Here is a 17,730-nt window from a genome sequence, read left to right on the forward strand (position 1 = left end):
TCCGGGGACCCACGACATCTCGACGCTCTGCGTCACACATGGCGTCCGGGTGAAGTTTCGCTGGGCGGAAACCTTTACCGGACTCCTGCGATAACCTCCCAATCGTCGAACTCCGGAGACTCCCCCAGGCATGGACCCCATCCGCAGCCGTCCCCGCGTCGTCACCTCGAACCCCTCCACGTCGCTCCAGCCGCAGGCGGAGGCGCGTCCGACGGCCGCTCCCGCGCGGGCCAACGCGGTGGGGCACACGCAGCTGAGCTCCTTCGAGACGAAGCTGGTGGCGCCGGCGCAGGCCCAGGCCGCGCAGCCCACGCCGGGCGCGTGGCGTGGCGGGCCGGACACCGAGGTGGGCAAGGCCGTGAAGGCCATCTGGGACCGGATGCAGACCATGCCGGGCGCGGACGTCACCATCAAGGGTGACACGCCCGCGTCGCTGCTCGGCCGCGCCATCCTGGACGGCAAGAAGGTCACGAACGAGCAGATCATCGCGATGTCGAAGGTGACGCTGGAGCAGCTCGCGACGGATCCGAAGGACCGCGAGAAGGTGCTCAAGAAGGTGCCGAACGCGCGCGAGCTGCCGGTGCACAAGTTCACGGTGGCGATGCTGTCGGCGGCCACGGGGATTGATCCGCAGAAGCTGTCCGAGGCCTGCCCGGACCTGGGCCTGACGGGCGCTCCGGGCACCCCGCTGCTGTTCGCGGCGGACGGCGCGGGCCTGCAGCGCTCCACGGCGCTGCACGACTTCACGGACTACCTGCGCGGCGCGGGCATCAAGGGCCTGAACAAGGCCGTCTGGGGCGTCGAGGGCCGCATCCTCTCCGCCATCGTCTCCGCGGTGGGCGGCGGGCGGTACTGAAGCACCGGCCACGCGCCGATCCTGGCACCTGGGCCGTGTTCCTCGAGGGGAACACGGCCCTTCGTGTTTCCAGGGGTCCAGGTGTCCCGCGGATCACCGCGTGCTGATGACTGGAGCCAGTCCCCTGATGTCTGCAGTCATCGGCTGGGGGGCCGAGTGGGAGGCATCGGCTCAGTGAAGTCGCGGGGTTGCGAGGCCGGAAGGGCTGGCATCCGCGCTGCAATGAGGGAGAGCACGGGCGAGACGACGAACTCCTCGCCGCAGCGGTCCCCCATCGCTGTCCTGAAACAGGTGCTCTCATGGTCAAGCTCAAGGTCCCGTCGTTCTCCTCCCCGAAGCTGAACAAGAACCCGGCCGACTCGATCAGCCCGCCGAAGAAGACGCCCACCCCGGCCCCCGCGCCGCAGGACACGAAGTTCCGCAACCCCACGAACTCGCCCGGAGCGTCGGACCCGAAGTTCCGCAACCCCACGAACTCGCCCGGGGCGTCGGACCCGAAGTTCCGCAACCCCACCAACTCGCCCGGACAGTCGCAGCGGCCGACGGACGGGTTCGAGGGCAAGAACCCCTTGGGCGGCCGGGGCACCCGGGCGATGGATGCGCTGTCGAACATCTCGGGGGTCGCCGCGCCCGCGATGGAGACGCTCGCGAACGTGTCGGGGGCGGCCCTGCCGGCGATGCAGGCGCTCTCGCCCATGATGGCCGGCGGGATTCCCGGGGCGGCGCAACTGTCGCCCATGATGGCCGGCGGACTGCCCGGGGCGGCGCAGCTCTCCCCGATGATGGCCGGCGGACTGCCCGCGATGGACACCCTGGCGCCGATGCAGCAGGGCCTGCCCGCGATGGACGGCTTCTCGCCGATGCAGCAGGGCCTGCCCGCGATGGGCGGCTTCTCGCCGATGCAGCAGGGCCTGCCGGCGATGGACACCCTGGCGCCGACGCAGCAGGGCCTGCCCGCGATGGGCGGCTTCTCGCCGATGCAGCAGGGGCTGCCGGCGATGGACACCCTGGCGCCCATGAACGCGCCGATGCAGAGGGGGATGCCCTCGCTGGACGCGCTCCCGCCGGAGCTTGGGCTCCCGATGGCGCCGCCGATGATGACGCCGAACATGCTGGAGGGCCTGCGGGTGCCGTCGCTGCCGGGGCCGGCCGAGTTCGGGCCTCGCGGGATGCCCCCGGAGGCCCAGAACCTCTCTCCGACGCTCCCCCACGAGACCGCCAACCCCGCGCCGCGCGGGCTGCCCCCGCAGCTGCGGGACATGATTCCGGCCCGTGAGACCACGCCGCGCGTCACGCAGCAGGCCGAGCCGGAGTCCTCGGGCATCCCGAGCGCCAATGACAAGCGTCCGGCCGGGGACAAGCGCTCGGCGGCGCAGATCGTCGACGACTCGCCGGCGCTGAAGAACCTGGGCCGTCAGAAGGACATCAAGTTCGACCTGCTCTGCAAGCAGACGGGCATCGACCCGAAGCTGGACCTGAAGGACGCGAAGCAGAACCCGGACGCGGTGTTCCGCCTGGCCAAGGTGCTGGAGTTCATCGACAGCGCGAAGGCGGCCAACGGTGGGGACCGGGACAACAAGGTGAAGAACGGCAAGGGCGACGGCAACATCGAGGGCATCACCAAGGACGGTGATGCGCGCCACGGCACCGAGGCCGGCATGGTGAAGGACTTCGCGGAGAAGGGCTACTCGTTCCTGGGCGAGCAGAAGCTGCCGGAGACGAAGGACACGCACGTCAAGGCGGACGGCAGCAACAAGGACAACTTCCAGTGGGCCGCGGGTGAGGCGGGCAAGCACCTGTGGTTCCTGCCGGGAGTGAGCAACGTGCTGACGGGCATCGGCAACTCGGAGGGTGGCGTGAAGGGCGTGTTCGAGGGCGCGGCCAAGGGCTATGTCAACACGCTGAAGGGCGCGGCCGAGGGTGTGCTCGGCGCCGTCACCACGGGCCGCATCAACCCGGCCTCGCTCATCCTGGGTGGCGCGGCGGGCGCGCTGGCCAACACGGAGGCCGCGCCGCAGCCGGTGAAGGACATCGCCAGCATGCTGTGAGCTTGAAGTGAGTCGTGACGCGAGCGGGGGATCTGCTCGGTAGAGGGGCCCTCGGAGCAACCTTGCGGCGGCAGGGAAGCTCCGAGGGTCTTTCTATTTCAAGCGCCGGGGCGTCAGACGTCGGGTGTCGGCGCACCACCGGCGAGCTTCACGCGAGCGGCCTCCAGGCGCTTGGCGCGGACCTTCCCCGCGACACCGAGCAGACGCCGGTCACGCTCCCATCGCTCACGGGTGGGAGCATCGACCTGGGCCCACAAGGGCTCGATGGAGGTCAGCGCCCGATTCACCAGCGCCAGTCCACCGCCGAGCGCCACATGCGTCGAGGCCGCCGTCGGATCCGCCTGAGCGAGGCCCCGCATCATCAACGAGAGAGAGAGCAACTCCTCGCGCACGACCTCCGGCCAGCCACAGCGCCGCGCCAGTTGGATGAGCCAGCCGAGGAGCGCGAGTTGGACGTGACAGTCCTCCACGGTGCGGAACGGCTTCAGATAGCGCGTGTAGCCATCGCCCGGGAGCACCTCGCCGTCGGCCACCGCGACGCCTTCGAGCCGCAGCTCGGCGTGTGGCACCTCGGGCACGAAGGGGAGCTCGGGCAGCTCGCTGACGACGATGCCCGCGCGCTTCGCGTCGACCGTCACCATGCGAAGCCGGTTGCGCCCCTGCGCATCCTGTCCTTCCGTCGCGACGACGAGCAGCACCTCCGCGCGCGTGCCCAGCGTGACGAAAGCCTTCTCACCCGTGAGGGAGAAGCCGGACGCGGTGGACTCGAGGCGCGTCTGGATGGCGTTGGGATGGCCGCCCATGGGCTCGGTGGCGCAGAGCGCGACGGGCTTGTCCGCGGGGAGCGAGGGGAACAGGAAGCGGTGCGCGGCGTGGTACCCGGAGGCAAACGCATAGCCGAGCCGGTCCGCGCGGAACCCGCCCGCGAGCGCCAGGTCCGCAGGCTCGGGGAAGCGGGACACCAGCTCCACATGCCGGCGCCACCACGTCTCGACGGAATCGAGCACGACGGGCTCGGACGACTCGGTGAGAAGGAAGTTCAAGATGGAGTTCACGTGGACATCGTACGTCAACATCACCTCAGCCCCGTCCAGGTTGCCCTATAGGAGGAAGGGCAGAGCCATCCAGCTCAAGACCGCCCACATCAGACCCGAGTCGCGAGGAGGCTTTTCCACCAAGTTCCACCTCACCTGCGAGCGACACCGCCATGTCCTCTCCATTGCACTGACGGCGGGACAGGCCAGCGACCTGGTGGGCGTCCTTCCTGCCTTGGAAGGCGTCCGAGTCCAAGGGCGCCGAAGGCGTCCACGTCAGCGCCCGCGCGTGCTGGTAGGCGACAGGGGCTACAGCTTCGGCCCCGTACGTCGGTGGGCGAGAGCTCACTACATGCGGGCTGTCCTGCCCAGCCGCGCAGACCCGCCTCGCTTCAATGCACGGTGTCGGGCGCGATTCGACCCGGCCCTCTATCGCCAGAGCAACGTCATCGAGCGCGCCGTCGGCCACCTCAAGGACAAGCGTGCCGTTGGCACTCGTTACGACAAGTTCGCCGTCAACGACCTCGCCATGGTGCAGGTGGCGCGCATCCGCTCCTACTTGCGCCACCTGCATCCGTCAGACAGGGCCTGGCGCTGGGTGACGTGCGTCGTCGAGGATGGGCGCCCCGTTCGCTTCGAGGCGACAGTGACGCCCCCTTCGATTCGACGCAGCCAGCGAGGTGGGCGATGACCTGCATCGCCGGAGTGGGCCCCCATGGGAAGGTCGTCATCGGCGGGGACAGTGCGGAGGTCGGCGGGTACGACCCCACCGTGAGGGCAGACGTGAAGGTGGTCGTCAACGGCCCGTTCATCATCGGGTTCACCTCCTCGCTCCGCATGGGTCAGTTGATCGAGCATTCCTTCAAACCGCTCCCGGTGCCGAAGAAGCCCGGGTCCCTCGTTCGGTACATGGTGGTGGACTTCATCGACGCCGTGCACGCGCTCCTCAAAGACAAGGGCTGCGTATAGAGGCACTTCGACCAGGAGTCGGGCGTGACGTTCCTCGTGGAGATGTCCGGCCACCGCTGTCGCGTCGACAGTGATTACTAGGTGGGCGAGTCCCGCGACGGGTTCGACGCGGTTGGGTGCGGGTCTGGGGCGGCGCATAGAGCCCTCTTCGAAGCCCGGCACCTCACGCCTGAGGCGCGGGTGTGAATCGCGCTCCGCGCGGCAGAACGTTGATGTGCAGGTGTCCGTGGGCCCTTTCTCATCCAGTCCACAGGTGAAGGACAGCCTCAAGGCGAAGGGGTTTACGGATAAAATTCCACCTCTCCTTGGCAGTTGGCGGGAGAGCCTTCCGAACACGACACTACGCGTTGAGGGAGCATCGGCCAACGAGGTCGCTAGGCGATTCAAGGAGGCGATGCCGGTGGATGCACTCTCATTCAAGTACGGCTCGCCTCTCAAGAGGCTCTTCGTGGTGGAGGACGGAGGCGACTACTACATCGGCGAGTAGGCCCCCTACTCATTGGGCGGCCACTCGCCTTCCCAACGGGTAGTCGTTCGCGCAGGCAACGCATGAGCATGTCGAGGACGGACGGGCTGGGGAGTCGCTCGCAAGGTCGCGCAAGGGGCGCGCCCATTCAATGGAATCAACTGTGGCCCGGAAGAAGGCCGTCGCGGTCGAAGGCATCAAGGCTCGGGATTGGTGGATTGATTTGCCTGCCAAGCCCTCCCGGCGTGCATTGCCCAATCGGATGTGATTGCGGCGGCCCCTCAGTCGTTCAAGACCGTTGCCGAACTCGCATACAAGCTGGATGCCGCAAAGGCCCTGGCAAGGGATGCGTGGCGGACTCCGTAGCCAGTTGCCTGACACGACTTTGGTGGTGGAGGGCACGTCTGTCGAGGCCGTGATGGAGGAGTTCAAGGACTTGGCTGAGTCGGTGTCCCAGACCGAGGACGTGGTCGAGCGTGTGATTGTGATTACGCTGGGCGTCTACGTCATCACTGCCGAATCGGTGGACTAATACGACTTGGGCACATCCGTGAAGGCAGCTCAGGCGGAGTTCTGGGTCTGATGGCCCTTGGAGTTACACCGGTCTCCTGGCTCTCCCGAGGGGCTCCACACAATGTGAGGGAGAGCCACGAGCCCGACGCAACTCCACTCGGCACGGATGTCGCGGCGGCGGACTTGCTCGGGAGTCGGGGCGGGCGATAGCGGCGCATGAGGGCCTCCTCACACGAGAAGGGGCGCCTGAAGTGCCCGATGGTGGTTCGCCGCTGGTGTCCTGCTCAATGATTGACGCCTACCACTCCCTGGCGATGGCCCATGTCTGCATTCCATGCTCTCCTTTGAAACCGGGGGCTGCATGAACGCAATCTGGAAGCGGATGTGGGTGGCAGCCGCATGGCTGCTCATCGGTTGCGCTACGACCGACTCTGGCCATGTGGCACTGCTCGGCGACGAGGCCGGGCCGTCCGCCTCGGAGTGCGCGGCGGAGGCCGACGAGGCTGGCTGCACCGTCGTCGCGTGCGAAAGCGAGACGTGTGGCCTCTACAGATGCGAGGACGTGGCCTCACCGCCGCTGGCGCTGCGCGGGAGTGCCCCCGCGAGGGCCGCGCGAGCCCCGCAGCGCAACTGGCTCCCCTCGATGCCCATGGCCGGCCGGGAGCCGGTCATGGTCTTCAAGTGGAATCGCGCCGAGGAATTGCCCAGTCAGGCCCGGCTGCGGAAGGCCTATTCGGAGTGGGCATCCCGTCCGAAAGAGAAGCACCACATCTTCCCACGGGCGCTAGAGGGGTACTTCGCGGAGCGCGGCATCAACATCCACGAGTACGCCCTCGCCATCGACGTGGCCCACCACAAGCGAATCCATGAGGGCCAGTACGGTGGCCCCTGGAACAGGGATTGGCGCGAGTTCATCGCGAGGGTCGAAGAAGACGGGAGCCCCGCGAAGAGGTGGGAGTTGATGGAGCAGGCGGGCTACATGGTGCAAAAGTACGGGCTCGTGGGCATGCCCATGTCGTACTGGCAGAAGCTCGGTGACTGGAGCCTCGCAGGAGACGGAGGGAAGTGATGCGCTTCTTTCGGCTAAGGACGTCCCTCGCGGGCACGAAGCACCAGGGCAGCTACATCGCGAAGCGGCGATGGCGCCTTCCCGGCGCGGTCTGCCCGACGTGTGCTGGCGAGTACGCGTCCTTGGGGGTGGATGCCCCGACAGTGGACCTATCGGCCCACCCCGGAGAGAAGGAGTACCGCAAGGCTCGGCAGGTGCCCTGGGCGGAGTACGTGAGGCTCCGTGATGGCGTGCTGCCGTACCTGCCAGAGGGCACCGTGGTTAAGCCCGGAATGGGCCTGGGGCCCCTCGTGGGGAGGGCAAGCGGCAGTCTCCCGCCGCTCGTTCTGCAGGACCCGTGGACGCTGCTGGTCCACGGCGATGTGCTCGAGCAGATGACCGCGGCGGGACTCACGGGGCTCAATCCCTCGGAGAGCCGCATCGCTGGGAACAAGCGCGGGCCGCTCTATGAGTTGGGGCTCGCCCACCAGGGCGCACTGGGCGCAGGGTGCCAGCGCGTCTACCACGGCGAGCCGTGCGTCACGTGCGGTCAGGCCGAGTACAACACCCCCAAGCCGTGGTGGCTCGACGAGAGCACCGTGCCGACGCTCGACGTGGCCCGGTTCTCCGTGATGCCGATGGTCATCCTCGTGAGCGAGCGCTTCGCCGAATTCGTCGCGCGGCTCGCCGAGAGCGGCGTCACGGTCGAGGATGTGATGGGCCCGCCTGCGCCGAAGCCGGCGCGCAAGGGTGCGCCGCCGGAGCCTCTGGTCATGTGAGGACGAGTGGCCGCTCCCCTGAATGGACGCGGCCCACCCTCCTGCCCCGTGGAGGTGGCGCTGGTCACCGCGCTCGTGCGAGTTCCCGCGCATCCACCAAGTCCGGCGCTGCGAGTGCGCCGAGGACTCGGTCACGCGGATGGCAAGGGTGCCCACATCGCATACCTCGTAGTCCGTCTGCGCAACTCCGGCCAATTCGGACTCATCGTCTCAGCAGTTATCCGCGCTGGGGACGCGGTCGATGGGTTCCTCCATGAACCTGGGCGAGACCCGACGACACCGTTGCCGGGCCTCAGCCACCACGCCTCACCCCGCCAGGCGCTTGCGACCACCCGCGGACTTCTTCCCCTTCGTCGACTTCGCTGGCTTCGACGTCTTGCCCTTCACGGGCTTCTTCGCCGAGCGCGTCTTGGACACGGACTTCGCGCCCTTCTTCGCGCCGGACTTCTTCTTCACGGACTTCTTCTTCGCGGGAGCGGGCTTCACCGGGGCGAGGATGGTCCCCCGGCACTTGGGCGAGCCACAGCGGCACACGTACAGCGCCTCGGACTCCGCATCCATCTCCGGGGTGCGCTCGTAGGCGTAGTCGTAGACCAGCTCCTCCCCGACGGCGATGTCGCGCAGGGCGAAGATGTAGATGCGCTTCTTGTCGATGAGCGCCTCGCAGTTCGGATCACACGAGTGGTTGATGTAGCGCGACTCGTTGTGGAGCGTGCCGGCGTCGAGCACCGTCTTGCTGTCCAGGTTGAACAGGAAGGTGTGGTGGCGGCCCATCGCCTCGTCGTCGTAGCGGCGGTCGGCCTCCGCCTGGTTGATGCGCTCACCGACGTACTCGATGAGGCGCTCATCCTTGCGGATGCGACGCGTGGCGAAGGCGCCCGTGCCCTGGATGGACGACGGACGCAGCTCGAAGGGGAGAGGCTTGGAGGAAGGAACGAAATTGGGGGATGTCATGCGGAGTATGAGCGGCCCGGAGTTCACGTCGGCCGGGACGCTCCATCAACTGCCGGTGTAGCGTGCACCAGTCGGACTCTCGATGAAAGGCGCACGATGATGCGGTGGTGGCTCGTCCTGGGTGCTGTGAACGCGTTCCTGTCCGTGGCGGCGGGAGCTTTCGGGGCCCATGGCCTCAAGTCCCGGCTCTCCCCGGACCTGCTCGTCATCTTCGAGACCGGCGCGCGCTACCACATGTACCACGCGCTCGGCCTCGTCGCCGTCGGCCTGCTGGGCACCCTGCGCCCCGCGCCCCTGCTCAATGGTGCGGGCTGGGCCATGCTCGTGGGCATCCTCCTGTTCTCCGGAAGCCTCTACGCGCTCGCGCTCTCCGGCGTGCGCGCCCTGGGCGCCATCACCCCCCTGGGCGGCCTGGGCTTCCTCGCCGGCTGGGCCCTGCTCGCTGTCGCCGCCTGGCGCTCCACGCCCTGAGCCGCCCGAGTCATTCGCGAACCAGCGGCGGCATCGGGTACATCAGGTCCAGCTCCCGGTTGTTCCGGATGCCGCACGCCTCGCGCTGCACCATGAGGTTCCACCGCTGGACCTCCGCCTCCTTGCGGACCTCCCGGTAGCGCGCATGGCGCGCCGCACGCGCCGTCCCCTGGGAACTCAGCAGCTCCCGCTCCGCGAGGGCCAGCGCCGCGAGCGCCTTCTCCAGCTTCTCGCCGGTGCGCCTGAGCGCGGACGCCTTCTCCTTCTGGAACTCGACCTCGACCGGCAACAACGCGTTGACGTTCTCGTTTCGGGCCATGCCCTCCCTCTAACCATCCGCGCGCCCACCGGCAGCGCCGTCGATGAGCCCCGCTGAAGCGGCCCCTCAGCCCCGCTTGTCCCCACCCCCCCCGGGCGGCGAAGTGGCCCCTCTCCTGGTGGCGCGTCATCATCCCCTCCCCCACACCCACTCCCCGGCACCGCCATGCGCGCCCTCCTCCTCGCCCTCGTCGTCACCACGGCCTCGGCCCAGCAGCCCGCGAGCCCCACGCCGCCCAAGAGCTACGTGCTCCGCCCCACGAGCGTCTTCGACGGCGTCACCGCGAAGCCCCACGCGGGCTGGGTGGTGGTCGTCACCGGTGAGCGCATCACCGCCGCCGGCCCCGCTGGCCAGGTCCAGGTCCCCGAGGGCGCCGAGGGGGTCGACCTCGCCGGCGCCACGCTCCTGCCCGGCTTCATCGAGGGCCACTCCCACCTCTTCCTCCACCCGTACAACGAGGCGAACTGGAACGACCAGGTCCTGAAGGAGGCCCTGGCCCTGCGCGTGGCCCGCGCCACCCAGCACGCGAACGCCACGCTGCTCGCGGGCTTCACCACCGCGCGCGACCTGGGCACCGAGGGCGCGGGTGACGCGGACGTCGGCCTCAAGCAGGCCATCCAGCAGGGCATCATCCCCGGCCCCCGCCTGCTCGTGGCCACGCGCGCGCTGGTGGCCAGCGGCACCTACGGCCCCAAGGGCTTCGCCCCCGAGTGGCACGTCCCCCAGGGCGCCGAGGAGGCCGACGGCGAGGACACGCTGGTGCGCGCGGTGCGCGAACAGATGGGCCGGGGCGCGGACTGGGTGAAGGTCTACGGCGACTACCGCTGGGGCCCCGGTGGCGAGGCGCGCCCCACGTACTCGCTCGAGGAGCTGAAGCGCATCGTCGACACCGCGCGCGACGGCGGCCGCCCCGTCTCCGTGCACGCCAGCACACCCGAGGGCATGCGCCGCGCGGTGCTCGCCGGCGCGGAGAGCATCGAGCACGGCGACGGCGGCACGACGGAGGTCTTCCGCCTCATGGCCCAGCGGGGCGTCTTCTTCTGCCCCACGCTCGCGGCCGGCGACGCGCTCTACCGCTACCACGGCTGGAAGAAGGGGGTGGACCCGGAGCCCGCCGCCATCCAGGCCAAGAAGGTCAGCTTCCGCGCGGCGCTCGCGGCCGGGGTCCCCATGTGCGTGGGCGGGGACTCGGGCGTCTTCGTGCACGGAGAGAACGGGCGCGAGCTGGAGCTGATGGTGGAGTACGGCATGACGCCGGTGCAGGTGCTCCGGGCGGCCACGTCCGGCAACGCGCGGATGCTGCACCGCGAGGACTCGCTCGGGCAGGTGAAGCCCGGGCTCCTCGCGGACCTGGTCGCCGTGGACGGAGAGCCCACGAAGGACATCTCCGCCGTGCGCCGCGTGCGCTGGGTGATGAAGGGCGGCGTGCCCTACCGTCGCTGAGCGGCGAGCCCCACGCTCGCGGGGTCCACCGGCTCCGTTGCCGCGGGGATGAAGTCCACCGACGGCACGGAGGCGTCCGGCGCGGAGGCGCTCACCGAGGCCCGGCGCCACGCATCACGCACGAGCAGCACCGCCGCGGCCATCAACAGCCCGTTGCGCGTGAGCAGGAGCAGCGTCTGCGGGATGCCCAGCCCATGCTTGTACGTGGGGCCCACGAAGACGCCTCGCGACAGGATGGCCGCCACCAGGACGAGCACCGCCACCGAGCGCGAGCCGGACAGGAGCGACAGCGCCGCGGCGCCCATCAGCCACGTGAGGAACTGGGGACTGAGCACCGGGTTCAGGATGATGAAGGCCACCAGCGGCCCCAGCGCCAGCCGGGCCAGGTCCTCCACCCGCTCCGGCATCTTGCGGCGCACCGACCACATGCCCAGCGCGGCCATGCCCAGCGAGCCGGCCACCCACAGCCAGCGCGTCGTCGCCCTCACGCCCTCGGCCACGGCGCCGTGCAGCTCGTACGCCGCCGGCGCGTGCACCCAGAGCACCCCCTTCACGAGCCCCAGGTGGTGCGCCGCCCACAGGAGGGACGCACCCAGCGACTCCACCTGCAGGCCCCGGTCGACGTGGAACGACGCGAAGCCCCACCACGGCCACACGAAGCTCAGCGGCACCAGCGGCGCCACGCCCAGCGTCAATCCCATCACCAGCTTGCCCAGCGTGCCGCGCTTCCAGCACACCGCCACCGCGAGCGGCACCAGCACCACGGGGTAGAGCTTCGTCACGATGCCCACCGCGAGCGCCAGGCCCGCGAGCGCGTCCCGCCGCCGGGCCAGCGCCACCAGCGCGCCCAGCGTCAGCACCGCGGGGATGAGGTCGTAGCGCTTGAGGTAGTAGAGCGCCGCCGCCCACGACGTCACCGAGTACGCCAGGCACGGGACGACGGAGCGCCACTCGCGGCCCCAGCGCCGCGCGCCCTCGCGCAGGAGCGTCCACTTGATGAGCCCGTCCATGATGGCCAGCTGCAGGCCGAACACGGGGACGAACTCCCACTGCGTGGAGCGCAGCCACGCGGCCGGCACGAACCAGAGCAGCGCGTAGGGCGGATACTCGAAGCGGAAGTCCTGGTTGGGCGTGGCCCCGGTGAGGAACGCGCGCGCCGTCCGGAAGTAGAGGTCCAGGTCACCGACGCGCGGCGAGAACGCGTACACCACGAGCGGCGTCACGCCGACGAGGAGCGCGACCCAATGCCAGGGGCCGAGGCGGACACGGGAATCAGCGGGGAGCGGCGGAGTGGGGGCGGACACGCGAGCGCACTCTGTCCAATCCCGGCCATCCTTGTCGAGACATGCCGCCGCCCCGCCCGGCGGGCGTGCGAGGAGGCAAGGCCCACCCGGGTTACGAACGCGCCACGGGCAGCGCCTTCACCAGCGTGAACAAACGCTCGACGTCGGCCCGGGCGCACAGGTCGGTCCCCTGGGACAGGAGCGCCGCGGTGCCGGAGGCGATGCCCCAGCGCAGGGCCTCCTCCAGGGACTGTCCCCGGGCGAGCGCCAGGGTCACCCCGGCCACGAAGCTGTCCCCGGCTCCGACGGAGCTGTGGGTCTCCACCGGAGGCGGCGAGGCGCGGAGCTGGACGTCGCGGGTGGTGAGCAGCGCGCCATCGGCGCCCATGGACACGGCGAGCACCTCCGCGCGGCCCCGGGCGACCAGCTCCCGGGCGGCCGAGGCCTGGGCGTCCAGGTCCTCCACCTGCATGCCCGTCAGCTCCCGCAGCTCGCGGCGGTTGGGTTTGGCGAGGAACACCCCCTCCTCCAGGGCGGCGGCGAGCGCCTTGCCGCTGGTGTCCACCACGCAGCGCACGCCCAGCTTCTTGGCGAGTCGCGCGACGCGCGCGTAGAAGTCCTCGGGGACGCCCTGGGGCAGGCTGCCGCTGGCGACGATGAAGGCGGCGCCCTGGGACACCTCGCCCACGGCGTCCAGGCAGCGCTGCCATTCGCGCTCGGTGAGGACGGGGCCGGGGAGGATGAAGCGGTACTCGCGGGCGCTGTTGCCCTCGGCGACGGTGAAGCTCTCGCGGGTGGAGCCCTCCACGGGGATGGAGCGGCGAAGGAGGCCCTTCTCCTCCAGCAGCTCCTCGAGCAGCAGCCCCGTCGCGCCGCCGCGGGTGTAGACGGCGATGGACTCACCGCCGAGCTCGCGCACCACGCGGGCCACGTTGATGCCGCCGCCGCCCGGGTCCCTGCGCACCGAGCCGCAGCGCAGCTTGTGCTCCGGCGTGACTTCCGGCACGGACGTCGCGACGTCGATGGCGGGGTTGAGCGTCAGCGTCACGATGTGAGCCATGTGCGGGGTCTCCAGCAATCAGAAGGGGACGTCCCCACGGGGACGCATCGCGACAGAGTGCCCCAGCGGACGCGTCGGGCGCCAGCGAAGCGTTGTCACGGCGTGCGAGGGGTGCGAGAAGCGCCCCATGCCCGCATCACGGCGACCCACGCGCGAGGAGCTCGATGCCGCCATGGGCCACACCATGCCGGACCTCATCGGCCCGGGGTTGCGCGTGCTGTTCTGCGGCATCAATCCCAGCCTGTACTCGGTGGTGGTGGGGTACCACTTCGCGCGCCCGGGTAATCGCTTCTGGCCGACGATGCACCAGTCGGGCTTCACGCCCCGGCAGTTGTCGCCGTCGGAGCAGAGGGAGCTGTTGGACTTCGGGTTGGGCATCACCAACGTGGTCGACCGGGCCACGGCGACGGCGGACCAGCTCGACGACTCGGAGCTGAGGGCAGGCGCGAAGTCCCTGGAGGCCAAGGTCCGTCGCCATCGGCCGCGCTTCCTCGCGGTGCTGGGCGTGGGGGCGTACCGCACGGCCTTCGCGAGGCCCAAGGCGAAGCTCGGGCTCCAGCCGGAGACGCTCGGCGCCACGCGCCTGTGGGTGTTGCCGAATCCCAGCGGGCTCAACGCCCACTACCAGCTTCCAGACCTGGCCAGACTCTTCGCGCAGCTCCGCCACGCGGCGGAGGAAGCCTGACGGCAAGGTCCGCCGGGTCCTCGACGCATCAGGTTCTTGATGGATATTCCCTGATTGGCCAATGCTGGCGCGGGGGTCTTCATGCAAACAGTTGTCTGTCGGAACTGGCGCTCTTGGTGTCTATCGATTCTCGCATTGGCGTGGATGGCCTGTGCCGCGACACCGCCACCTCCCATGCAGGAGGCATGGGAGTCCGCGGAGCTCGAGTGCGAAGCGCCGCACGAGGACCAGTGCGTCACGCTGTTGTGTCTCGGCGATCGCTGCGGCTTCTATCGCTGCGAGGACCGCTTCGAGGGAGTGATTGAGCCGGCGCGGTTCCCACCGTCCCGTCCACCCGCCGCGGCAGCAGCTCCGGGAAGTGGGCCTCGTCGGAATTGGGGAGATGCCCAGAGGCTGCCGGGCGAACCCATCATGACGTTCCCCAACTGGAATGGCGCGGAGCAGGTCGTTCCGCCATCGCACCGACTCCCGCCTGGGCGATGGGAGAAGCACCACATCTTCCCCCAGGAGGAAGGGCTCGCGAGATGGTTCAGGCGCCAGGGCGTCAAGATCCACAGCTACACGCTGCCGATTCCCTATGAGGTTCATCGGAGGATCCACAGTGGAGGCAATCGCGGCGGAGAGTGGAACGAAGCCTGGCGACAGTTCCAACGGGACAATGGCGAAGCGTCGCCGGAGGCGATTTTCAGGCACGCGGGTGAGCTCATCTATCGCTTCCAGCTACTGGGTGGCCCCATCCAGTCGTACTATTCACAGCCTGGGACGTGAGGGTGAATGCGACGATTTTTCTGGGTGGACGAAGACCGCGTCGCGGCGACCCGGCGAGGTGGGCTGGTGGACGCGTCCCACAAGTGGGGACTGCCGGGCCTGCGGACATGCCCCGCCTGCGCGGTCACCTGGAGTAGCGCGGGGCACCATCTGCCCGGTGTCGACTTGTCGCGACTGGCGGAGAGCGAGTCCTTCGAGGAGGCTCGACCCGAGCCCTACGAAGAGTTCATGCGGCTGCGCGACCTTGTCCGCCCGCTCGTGCCGCCCGAGACTCAACTCCCCCCAGGGACTGAGTTCGGACCCCTCGTCGGTCGAGTGACTGGGAAGGTCCCGGACTTCGCGTGGTCGGCGACCGCCCTGCTGATTCAGAACGAGCCCTTTCAACGCCTTCAGGAACAGGCGGTGAACGGCCTCCGTGGCTTCCCAACCGAGCTGCGGTTCCGTCAGAAGCAGGCCCCCTTGCTCCTGGAGCTTGAAATCCCACTCCGGGGGCACCTGCATCGAGACTGCATGCCGCCAGACCATCCGGGGCCGTGCACGACCTGCGGGCGAATGGGGCTGAAGCGTCCCGACGACCCGATTCTGGACGCAGCCTCTTTGCCAACCGAGGTGGACCTGTTCCGGCTCGGCAACCTCGCGACGATGGTCATCGGCACCGAACGATTCAAGGACGCCGTGCGCCTCCTCGGACTCGAGGGGCTCACGTTCCGCGAGGTGCCGACACGCTGAAGGGCTGTCCGCCCGAGGATGAATGCCCCTTGAACAGGTGCGCCTGTTCAGTCGAGCAGCCCCGCCTCGCGCGCGAACTGGGTGACCACGGGCTGAACGTGAGGGAAGGCCGCGGCGTTGCAGGCCAGGAGGCCGCGCACGTTCTGAAGCTCCGCGGTGTTGTAGCGATACGGCGTGCCGCCCAGGTCCGTAAGGATTCCGCCCGCGGAGCGCAGCACCGCCTCCGGCGCGCAGTTGTCCCAGCGGTAGCTCTTGGAGCTGACATGCAGATAGAGGTCCGCGATGGACTCCGCGAGCAGACCGCACTTGATGCCCACGGAGCCGGACTCCTGCTCGCGGGTGATTCCCAGCCGCGCCACCACCTGGTTCGTCAGCTTCGAGCGATGCGAGCGCGACACCACCAGGCGCAACGCCGAGGGCTCCGCCACGTCCGACACCCGCAGGGCCCGGCGCGCGCCCGCCTCCTCCACGAAGCCGCCCTCCCCCACCACGCCCGAGTAGAGCTTGTCGCCCACCGGCCGGTAGACGACGCCCAGCCGCGCCTCGCCGCCGATGGCCAGACCGATGTGGATGGCGAACTCACCGTTGCGATGGACGAACTCCTGGGTGCCATCGAGCGGGTCCACGAACCAGCACCGCTCGAAGCGGGTCGCCACCGCGTCGTTCTCCGACTCCTCCGCCACCACGCCGTCCTTCGGGAAGGCCCGGTGCAGCGCGTCCACGATGAGCGCGTTGGCGCGGGTGTCCGCCTCGGTGACGGGCCCCTGCCCGCCCGCCTTGTCCTCCACCGCGAAGGGTGTGGCGTAGACCTGGAGCAGCACGGCGCCTGCTTCACGGGCGATTCGACGGGCGGTTTCCAGCTCGGTGTCGAGGGAGGGCATGGTCCTCACAGTCTGCCCCCGTTGACGCGTTCCGGGGAGCCCCAAGCGAACGGGCATGGGGCGAACCGCCCCACGCGGGGCGAATTGCCCCATCGCCGGATGATGGCCCCCGAGGAGAGATGCTGGCGCGGCTTCTGCACTGCAGGAAGCGAACCGTGAGCCCTGGGGCCTCCCCGGGCCAGCGCGAGGACAGGCCGAGATGATGAAGGGATTGATGACGGGGTTGATGCTGCTGTTCGGCGTGATGCTGGCCTACGGAGGCGGGCGCCTGCTGTACCGCGCGCATGCGAGCGAGCAGTGGCCCACCACCGAGGGCACCGTCGTCTCCTCGTCCGTGCAGACGATGCACGACCGGCGCAACACCCGCTTCCACCCCGAGGTGCGCTACGAGTACACGGTGGGCGGCAGCCACTACACGTCCGACACCGTCTCCTTCGGCGGCAACGACACGGGCGCGCTGCCGGACGCGCAGCGGCTGACGCGCCGGTATGCCTCCGGCACGAAGATGGCTGTCCACTACGCGCCGGACGACCCGGCCATCGCGTGCGTCGAATGCGGTGGCGCGGGCGTGTCCAGCTACGTCGTGATGTTCGGCGGCCTCGCCGTCGCCGGCGTCGCGGGGACGAGCATGGTGGACATGATCAGCGCCGACGCCCGCGAGCGTCGGCGCAACAAGGGCAGGCAGCTCTCCGCCTGACTCACGGACCTTTTGGTCACAGGGCGGGACGCGGGGCCACCGGCGCTTCGTCCCCCAAGAGACCTACAGCACCTTCGTGAGCACCAGGGTCTGGTTGCCGCTCATCCTGGGAAGGCCCTCAGGGGAACGGCACGCGTCCAGGTCCGTGGAGGCGAAGGTGACGGTGTTGACGGCCTGCGCGCCCTCGAACTTCCCCGACAGCACCGTCCCCGACTGCACCACCACGAGCAACGGTCCGTCCACGCGCGCCGAAATCTGCGTCAGTCGGAACGTCGAGACCTCGCCCGTGTTCCAGACGACCTGCCCCGCCGGCACCGGTAGGATGCCCAGCAGGTCCGCGCAGCTATAGCCCTGCCGGATGCCGTCCGTCCCGGACGTCCCGGACGTCACGCGCTCTCCCAGCACCGTGACGCAGTTGCTGAACACACTCTCACCATTGGTACGGACATCCTGAGGGAAGTCCCGCAGCGGCGGGGTGTAGCGGATCTGGATACCGCCCACCGGACACGTCACCACCGCCAGCGTCAGGACCTCACGCGGCGAGGCCCCTCCCTCAACGCTCGGCTCCGCGGACACCTGGCCACTCACGAGCAACAGCGACATCATCAGGCACGAAGCAATCTCACGCATGTCACACACCCCTCCGATGACAGAGGTCCCAGGGCTCTCCGGTTCCATCCGCATCGACGCAATCAGGAACAGCGCCTAACAACAGGACACAAGACAC

General features: G+C 69.2%; 20 protein-coding genes. 13 read left to right on the forward strand and 7 right to left on the reverse strand.

Translation table 11 applies throughout. The annotated features are described in order from the left end of the window. Positions 1–130: 130 nt before the first annotated feature. Positions 131–856, forward strand: a complete 726-nt coding sequence (locus VZQ01_RS04495) for a hypothetical protein (protein WP_223746535.1) — start codon at positions 131–133, stop codon at positions 854–856. Between the two features lie 299 nt (positions 857–1,155). After that, on the forward strand, positions 1,156–2,904 hold the full coding sequence (locus VZQ01_RS04500; protein ID WP_223783135.1) for a mediator complex subunit 15 domain-containing protein: 1,749 nt from the start codon (positions 1,156–1,158) through the stop codon (positions 2,902–2,904). Positions 2,905–3,017: 113 nt separating this feature from the next. On the opposite strand, the gene VZQ01_RS04505 is transcribed toward VZQ01_RS04500, so the two are convergent. Further along, positions 3,018–3,959 carry an acyl-CoA dehydrogenase family protein gene (locus VZQ01_RS04505; protein WP_426746972.1) on the reverse strand — a complete coding sequence of 314 codons (942 nt, stop codon included), beginning with the start codon at positions 3,957–3,959 and terminating at the stop codon, positions 3,018–3,020. Between VZQ01_RS04505 and VZQ01_RS04510 the strand changes: the two genes are divergently transcribed. The 5 genes from VZQ01_RS04510 to sitI6 (VZQ01_RS04530) all read left to right on the forward strand — a co-directional run bounded on the left by VZQ01_RS04510 (position 3,949) and on the right by sitI6 (VZQ01_RS04530) (position 7,713). Beyond that, complete coding sequence (locus tag VZQ01_RS04510) at positions 3,949–4,629, forward strand: transposase (RefSeq protein WP_426746973.1); 681 nt, start codon at positions 3,949–3,951, stop codon at positions 4,627–4,629. The two genes, VZQ01_RS04505 and VZQ01_RS04510, sit on opposite strands and share 11 nt — an antisense overlap. Beyond that, a complete protein-coding gene (locus tag VZQ01_RS04515; protein WP_267696884.1) occupies positions 4,626–4,907 on the forward strand; it encodes a hypothetical protein in 282 nt (93 codons plus the stop codon). Before VZQ01_RS04510 ends, VZQ01_RS04515 begins: the two co-directional genes overlap by 4 nt. Positions 4,908–5,160: 253 nt before the next feature. Then, a complete protein-coding gene (locus tag VZQ01_RS04520) occupies positions 5,161–5,394 on the forward strand; it encodes a hypothetical protein (protein ID WP_426746974.1) in 234 nt (77 codons plus the stop codon). Between the two features lie 874 nt (positions 5,395–6,268). Beyond that, positions 6,269–6,955 carry a SitA6 family polymorphic toxin lipoprotein gene (gene sitA6, locus VZQ01_RS04525; RefSeq protein WP_434223586.1) on the forward strand — a complete coding sequence of 229 codons (687 nt, stop codon included), beginning with the start codon at positions 6,269–6,271 and terminating at the stop codon, positions 6,953–6,955. After that, entirely contained in the window at positions 6,955–7,713 is a 759-nt protein-coding gene (gene sitI6 / locus VZQ01_RS04530) for a SitI6 family double-CXXCG motif immunity protein (RefSeq protein ID WP_426748927.1), read from the forward strand. The genes sitA6 (VZQ01_RS04525) and sitI6 (VZQ01_RS04530) overlap by 1 nt, the downstream gene beginning before the upstream one ends. Positions 7,714–8,019: 306 nt before the next feature. Here sitI6 (VZQ01_RS04530) and VZQ01_RS04535 read toward each other — a convergent pair whose 3' ends face one another. After that, a complete protein-coding gene (locus VZQ01_RS04535; protein ID WP_408890958.1) occupies positions 8,020–8,667 on the reverse strand; it encodes an SET domain-containing protein in 648 nt (215 codons plus the stop codon). Positions 8,668–8,763: 96 nt separating this feature from the next. On the opposite strand from VZQ01_RS04535, the gene VZQ01_RS04540 reads away from it, so the two are divergent. Next, positions 8,764–9,138: a DUF423 domain-containing protein gene (locus tag VZQ01_RS04540; protein WP_141326455.1), complete on the forward strand. Its 375-nt coding sequence runs from the start codon at positions 8,764–8,766 to the stop codon at positions 9,136–9,138. A gap of 10 nt (positions 9,139–9,148) precedes the next feature. Here the strand turns inward: VZQ01_RS04540 and VZQ01_RS04545 are convergent, their stop codons facing one another. Beyond that, positions 9,149–9,457: a hypothetical protein gene (locus tag VZQ01_RS04545; RefSeq protein WP_141326453.1), complete on the reverse strand. Its 309-nt coding sequence runs from the start codon at positions 9,455–9,457 to the stop codon at positions 9,149–9,151. A gap of 165 nt (positions 9,458–9,622) precedes the next feature. Between VZQ01_RS04545 and VZQ01_RS04550 the strand changes: the two genes are divergently transcribed. Beyond that, on the forward strand, positions 9,623–10,900 hold the full coding sequence (locus VZQ01_RS04550) for a metal-dependent hydrolase family protein (protein ID WP_426746975.1): 1,278 nt from the start codon (positions 9,623–9,625) through the stop codon (positions 10,898–10,900). Here the strand turns inward: VZQ01_RS04550 and VZQ01_RS04555 are convergent. Beyond that, positions 10,888–12,204 carry a glycosyltransferase 87 family protein gene (locus VZQ01_RS04555; RefSeq protein WP_223783138.1) on the reverse strand — a complete coding sequence of 439 codons (1,317 nt, stop codon included), beginning with the start codon at positions 12,202–12,204 and terminating at the stop codon, positions 10,888–10,890. The genes VZQ01_RS04550 and VZQ01_RS04555 overlap by 13 nt on opposite strands. 91 nt (positions 12,205–12,295) lie before the next feature. After that, on the reverse strand, positions 12,296–13,243 hold the full coding sequence (locus tag VZQ01_RS04560; protein ID WP_223746528.1) for a 1-phosphofructokinase family hexose kinase: 948 nt from the start codon (positions 13,241–13,243) through the stop codon (positions 12,296–12,298). Between the two features lie 127 nt (positions 13,244–13,370). Between VZQ01_RS04560 and mug the strand changes: the two genes are divergently transcribed. The 3 genes from mug (at position 13,371) to sitI6 (VZQ01_RS04575) (ending at position 15,425) form a co-directional block, all read left to right on the forward strand. Then, entirely contained in the window at positions 13,371–13,928 is a 558-nt protein-coding gene (gene mug / locus VZQ01_RS04565; RefSeq protein WP_426746976.1) for a G/U mismatch-specific DNA glycosylase, read from the forward strand. Positions 13,929–14,072: 144 nt separating this feature from the next. Further along, the gene (gene sitA6 / locus VZQ01_RS04570; protein WP_434223587.1) at positions 14,073–14,696 is read left to right on the forward strand and encodes a SitA6 family polymorphic toxin lipoprotein; all 624 of its coding nucleotides are present in this window, start codon (positions 14,073–14,075) and stop codon (positions 14,694–14,696) included. Between the two features lie 6 nt (positions 14,697–14,702). Then, positions 14,703–15,425, forward strand: coding sequence for a SitI6 family double-CXXCG motif immunity protein (gene sitI6 / locus VZQ01_RS04575; RefSeq protein WP_426746977.1), 723 nt, complete (start codon positions 14,703–14,705; stop codon positions 15,423–15,425). Between the two features lie 47 nt (positions 15,426–15,472). Here sitI6 (VZQ01_RS04575) and VZQ01_RS04580 read toward each other — a convergent pair whose 3' ends face one another. Beyond that, positions 15,473–16,306, reverse strand: a complete 834-nt coding sequence (locus tag VZQ01_RS04580; RefSeq protein WP_426746978.1) for a 3'(2'),5'-bisphosphate nucleotidase CysQ family protein — start codon at positions 16,304–16,306, stop codon at positions 15,473–15,475. A gap of 199 nt (positions 16,307–16,505) precedes the next feature. On the opposite strand from VZQ01_RS04580, the gene VZQ01_RS04585 reads away from it, so the two are divergent. Then, entirely contained in the window at positions 16,506–17,003 is a 498-nt protein-coding gene (locus VZQ01_RS04585) for a DUF3592 domain-containing protein (protein ID WP_223746525.1), read from the forward strand. A gap of 63 nt (positions 17,004–17,066) precedes the next feature. Here VZQ01_RS04585 and VZQ01_RS04590 read toward each other — a convergent pair whose 3' ends face one another. Then, positions 17,067–17,633, reverse strand: coding sequence for a hypothetical protein (locus VZQ01_RS04590; RefSeq protein ID WP_223746524.1), 567 nt, complete (start codon positions 17,631–17,633; stop codon positions 17,067–17,069). Positions 17,634–17,730 lie beyond the last annotated feature (97 nt).

Source organism: Myxococcus faecalis (assembly GCF_050039385.1).
Lineage (GTDB): Bacteria > Myxococcota > Myxococcia > Myxococcales > Myxococcaceae > Myxococcus > Myxococcus fulvus.

What these genes read in the sequence shown, in the direction of transcription:
- VZQ01_RS04495 (WP_223746535.1), top strand. Translation starts at nt 131, where the DNA reads ATGGACCCCATCCGCAGCCGTCCCCGCGTCGTCACCTCGAACCCCTCC.
- VZQ01_RS04500 (WP_223783135.1), top strand. Translation starts at nt 1,156, where the DNA reads ATGGTCAAGCTCAAGGTCCCGTCGTTCTCCTCCCCGAAGCTGAACAAG.
- VZQ01_RS04510 (WP_426746973.1), top strand. Translation starts at nt 3,949, where the DNA reads ATGGAGTTCACGTGGACATCGTACGTCAACATCACCTCAGCCCCGTCC.
- VZQ01_RS04515 (WP_267696884.1), top strand. Translation starts at nt 4,626, where the DNA reads ATGACCTGCATCGCCGGAGTGGGCCCCCATGGGAAGGTCGTCATCGGC.
- sitA6 (WP_434223586.1), top strand. Translation starts at nt 6,269, where the DNA reads ATGTGGGTGGCAGCCGCATGGCTGCTCATCGGTTGCGCTACGACCGAC.
- sitI6 (WP_426748927.1), top strand. Translation starts at nt 6,955, where the DNA reads ATGCGCTTCTTTCGGCTAAGGACGTCCCTCGCGGGCACGAAGCACCAG.
- VZQ01_RS04535 (WP_408890958.1), bottom strand. Translation starts at nt 8,667, where the DNA reads ATGACATCCCCCAATTTCGTTCCTTCCTCCAAGCCTCTCCCCTTCGAG.
- VZQ01_RS04540 (WP_141326455.1), top strand. Translation starts at nt 8,764, where the DNA reads ATGATGCGGTGGTGGCTCGTCCTGGGTGCTGTGAACGCGTTCCTGTCC.
- VZQ01_RS04545 (WP_141326453.1), bottom strand. Translation starts at nt 9,457, where the DNA reads ATGGCCCGAAACGAGAACGTCAACGCGTTGTTGCCGGTCGAGGTCGAG.
- VZQ01_RS04550 (WP_426746975.1), top strand. Translation starts at nt 9,623, where the DNA reads ATGCGCGCCCTCCTCCTCGCCCTCGTCGTCACCACGGCCTCGGCCCAG.
- VZQ01_RS04560 (WP_223746528.1), bottom strand. Translation starts at nt 13,243, where the DNA reads ATGGCTCACATCGTGACGCTGACGCTCAACCCCGCCATCGACGTCGCG.
- mug (WP_426746976.1), top strand. Translation starts at nt 13,371, where the DNA reads ATGCCCGCATCACGGCGACCCACGCGCGAGGAGCTCGATGCCGCCATG.
- sitA6 (WP_434223587.1), top strand. Translation starts at nt 14,073, where the DNA reads ATGGCCTGTGCCGCGACACCGCCACCTCCCATGCAGGAGGCATGGGAG.
- sitI6 (WP_426746977.1), top strand. Translation starts at nt 14,703, where the DNA reads ATGCGACGATTTTTCTGGGTGGACGAAGACCGCGTCGCGGCGACCCGG.
- VZQ01_RS04580 (WP_426746978.1), bottom strand. Translation starts at nt 16,306, where the DNA reads ATGCCCTCCCTCGACACCGAGCTGGAAACCGCCCGTCGAATCGCCCGT.
- VZQ01_RS04585 (WP_223746525.1), top strand. Translation starts at nt 16,506, where the DNA reads ATGATGAAGGGATTGATGACGGGGTTGATGCTGCTGTTCGGCGTGATG.
- VZQ01_RS04590 (WP_223746524.1), bottom strand. Translation starts at nt 17,633, where the DNA reads ATGCGTGAGATTGCTTCGTGCCTGATGATGTCGCTGTTGCTCGTGAGT.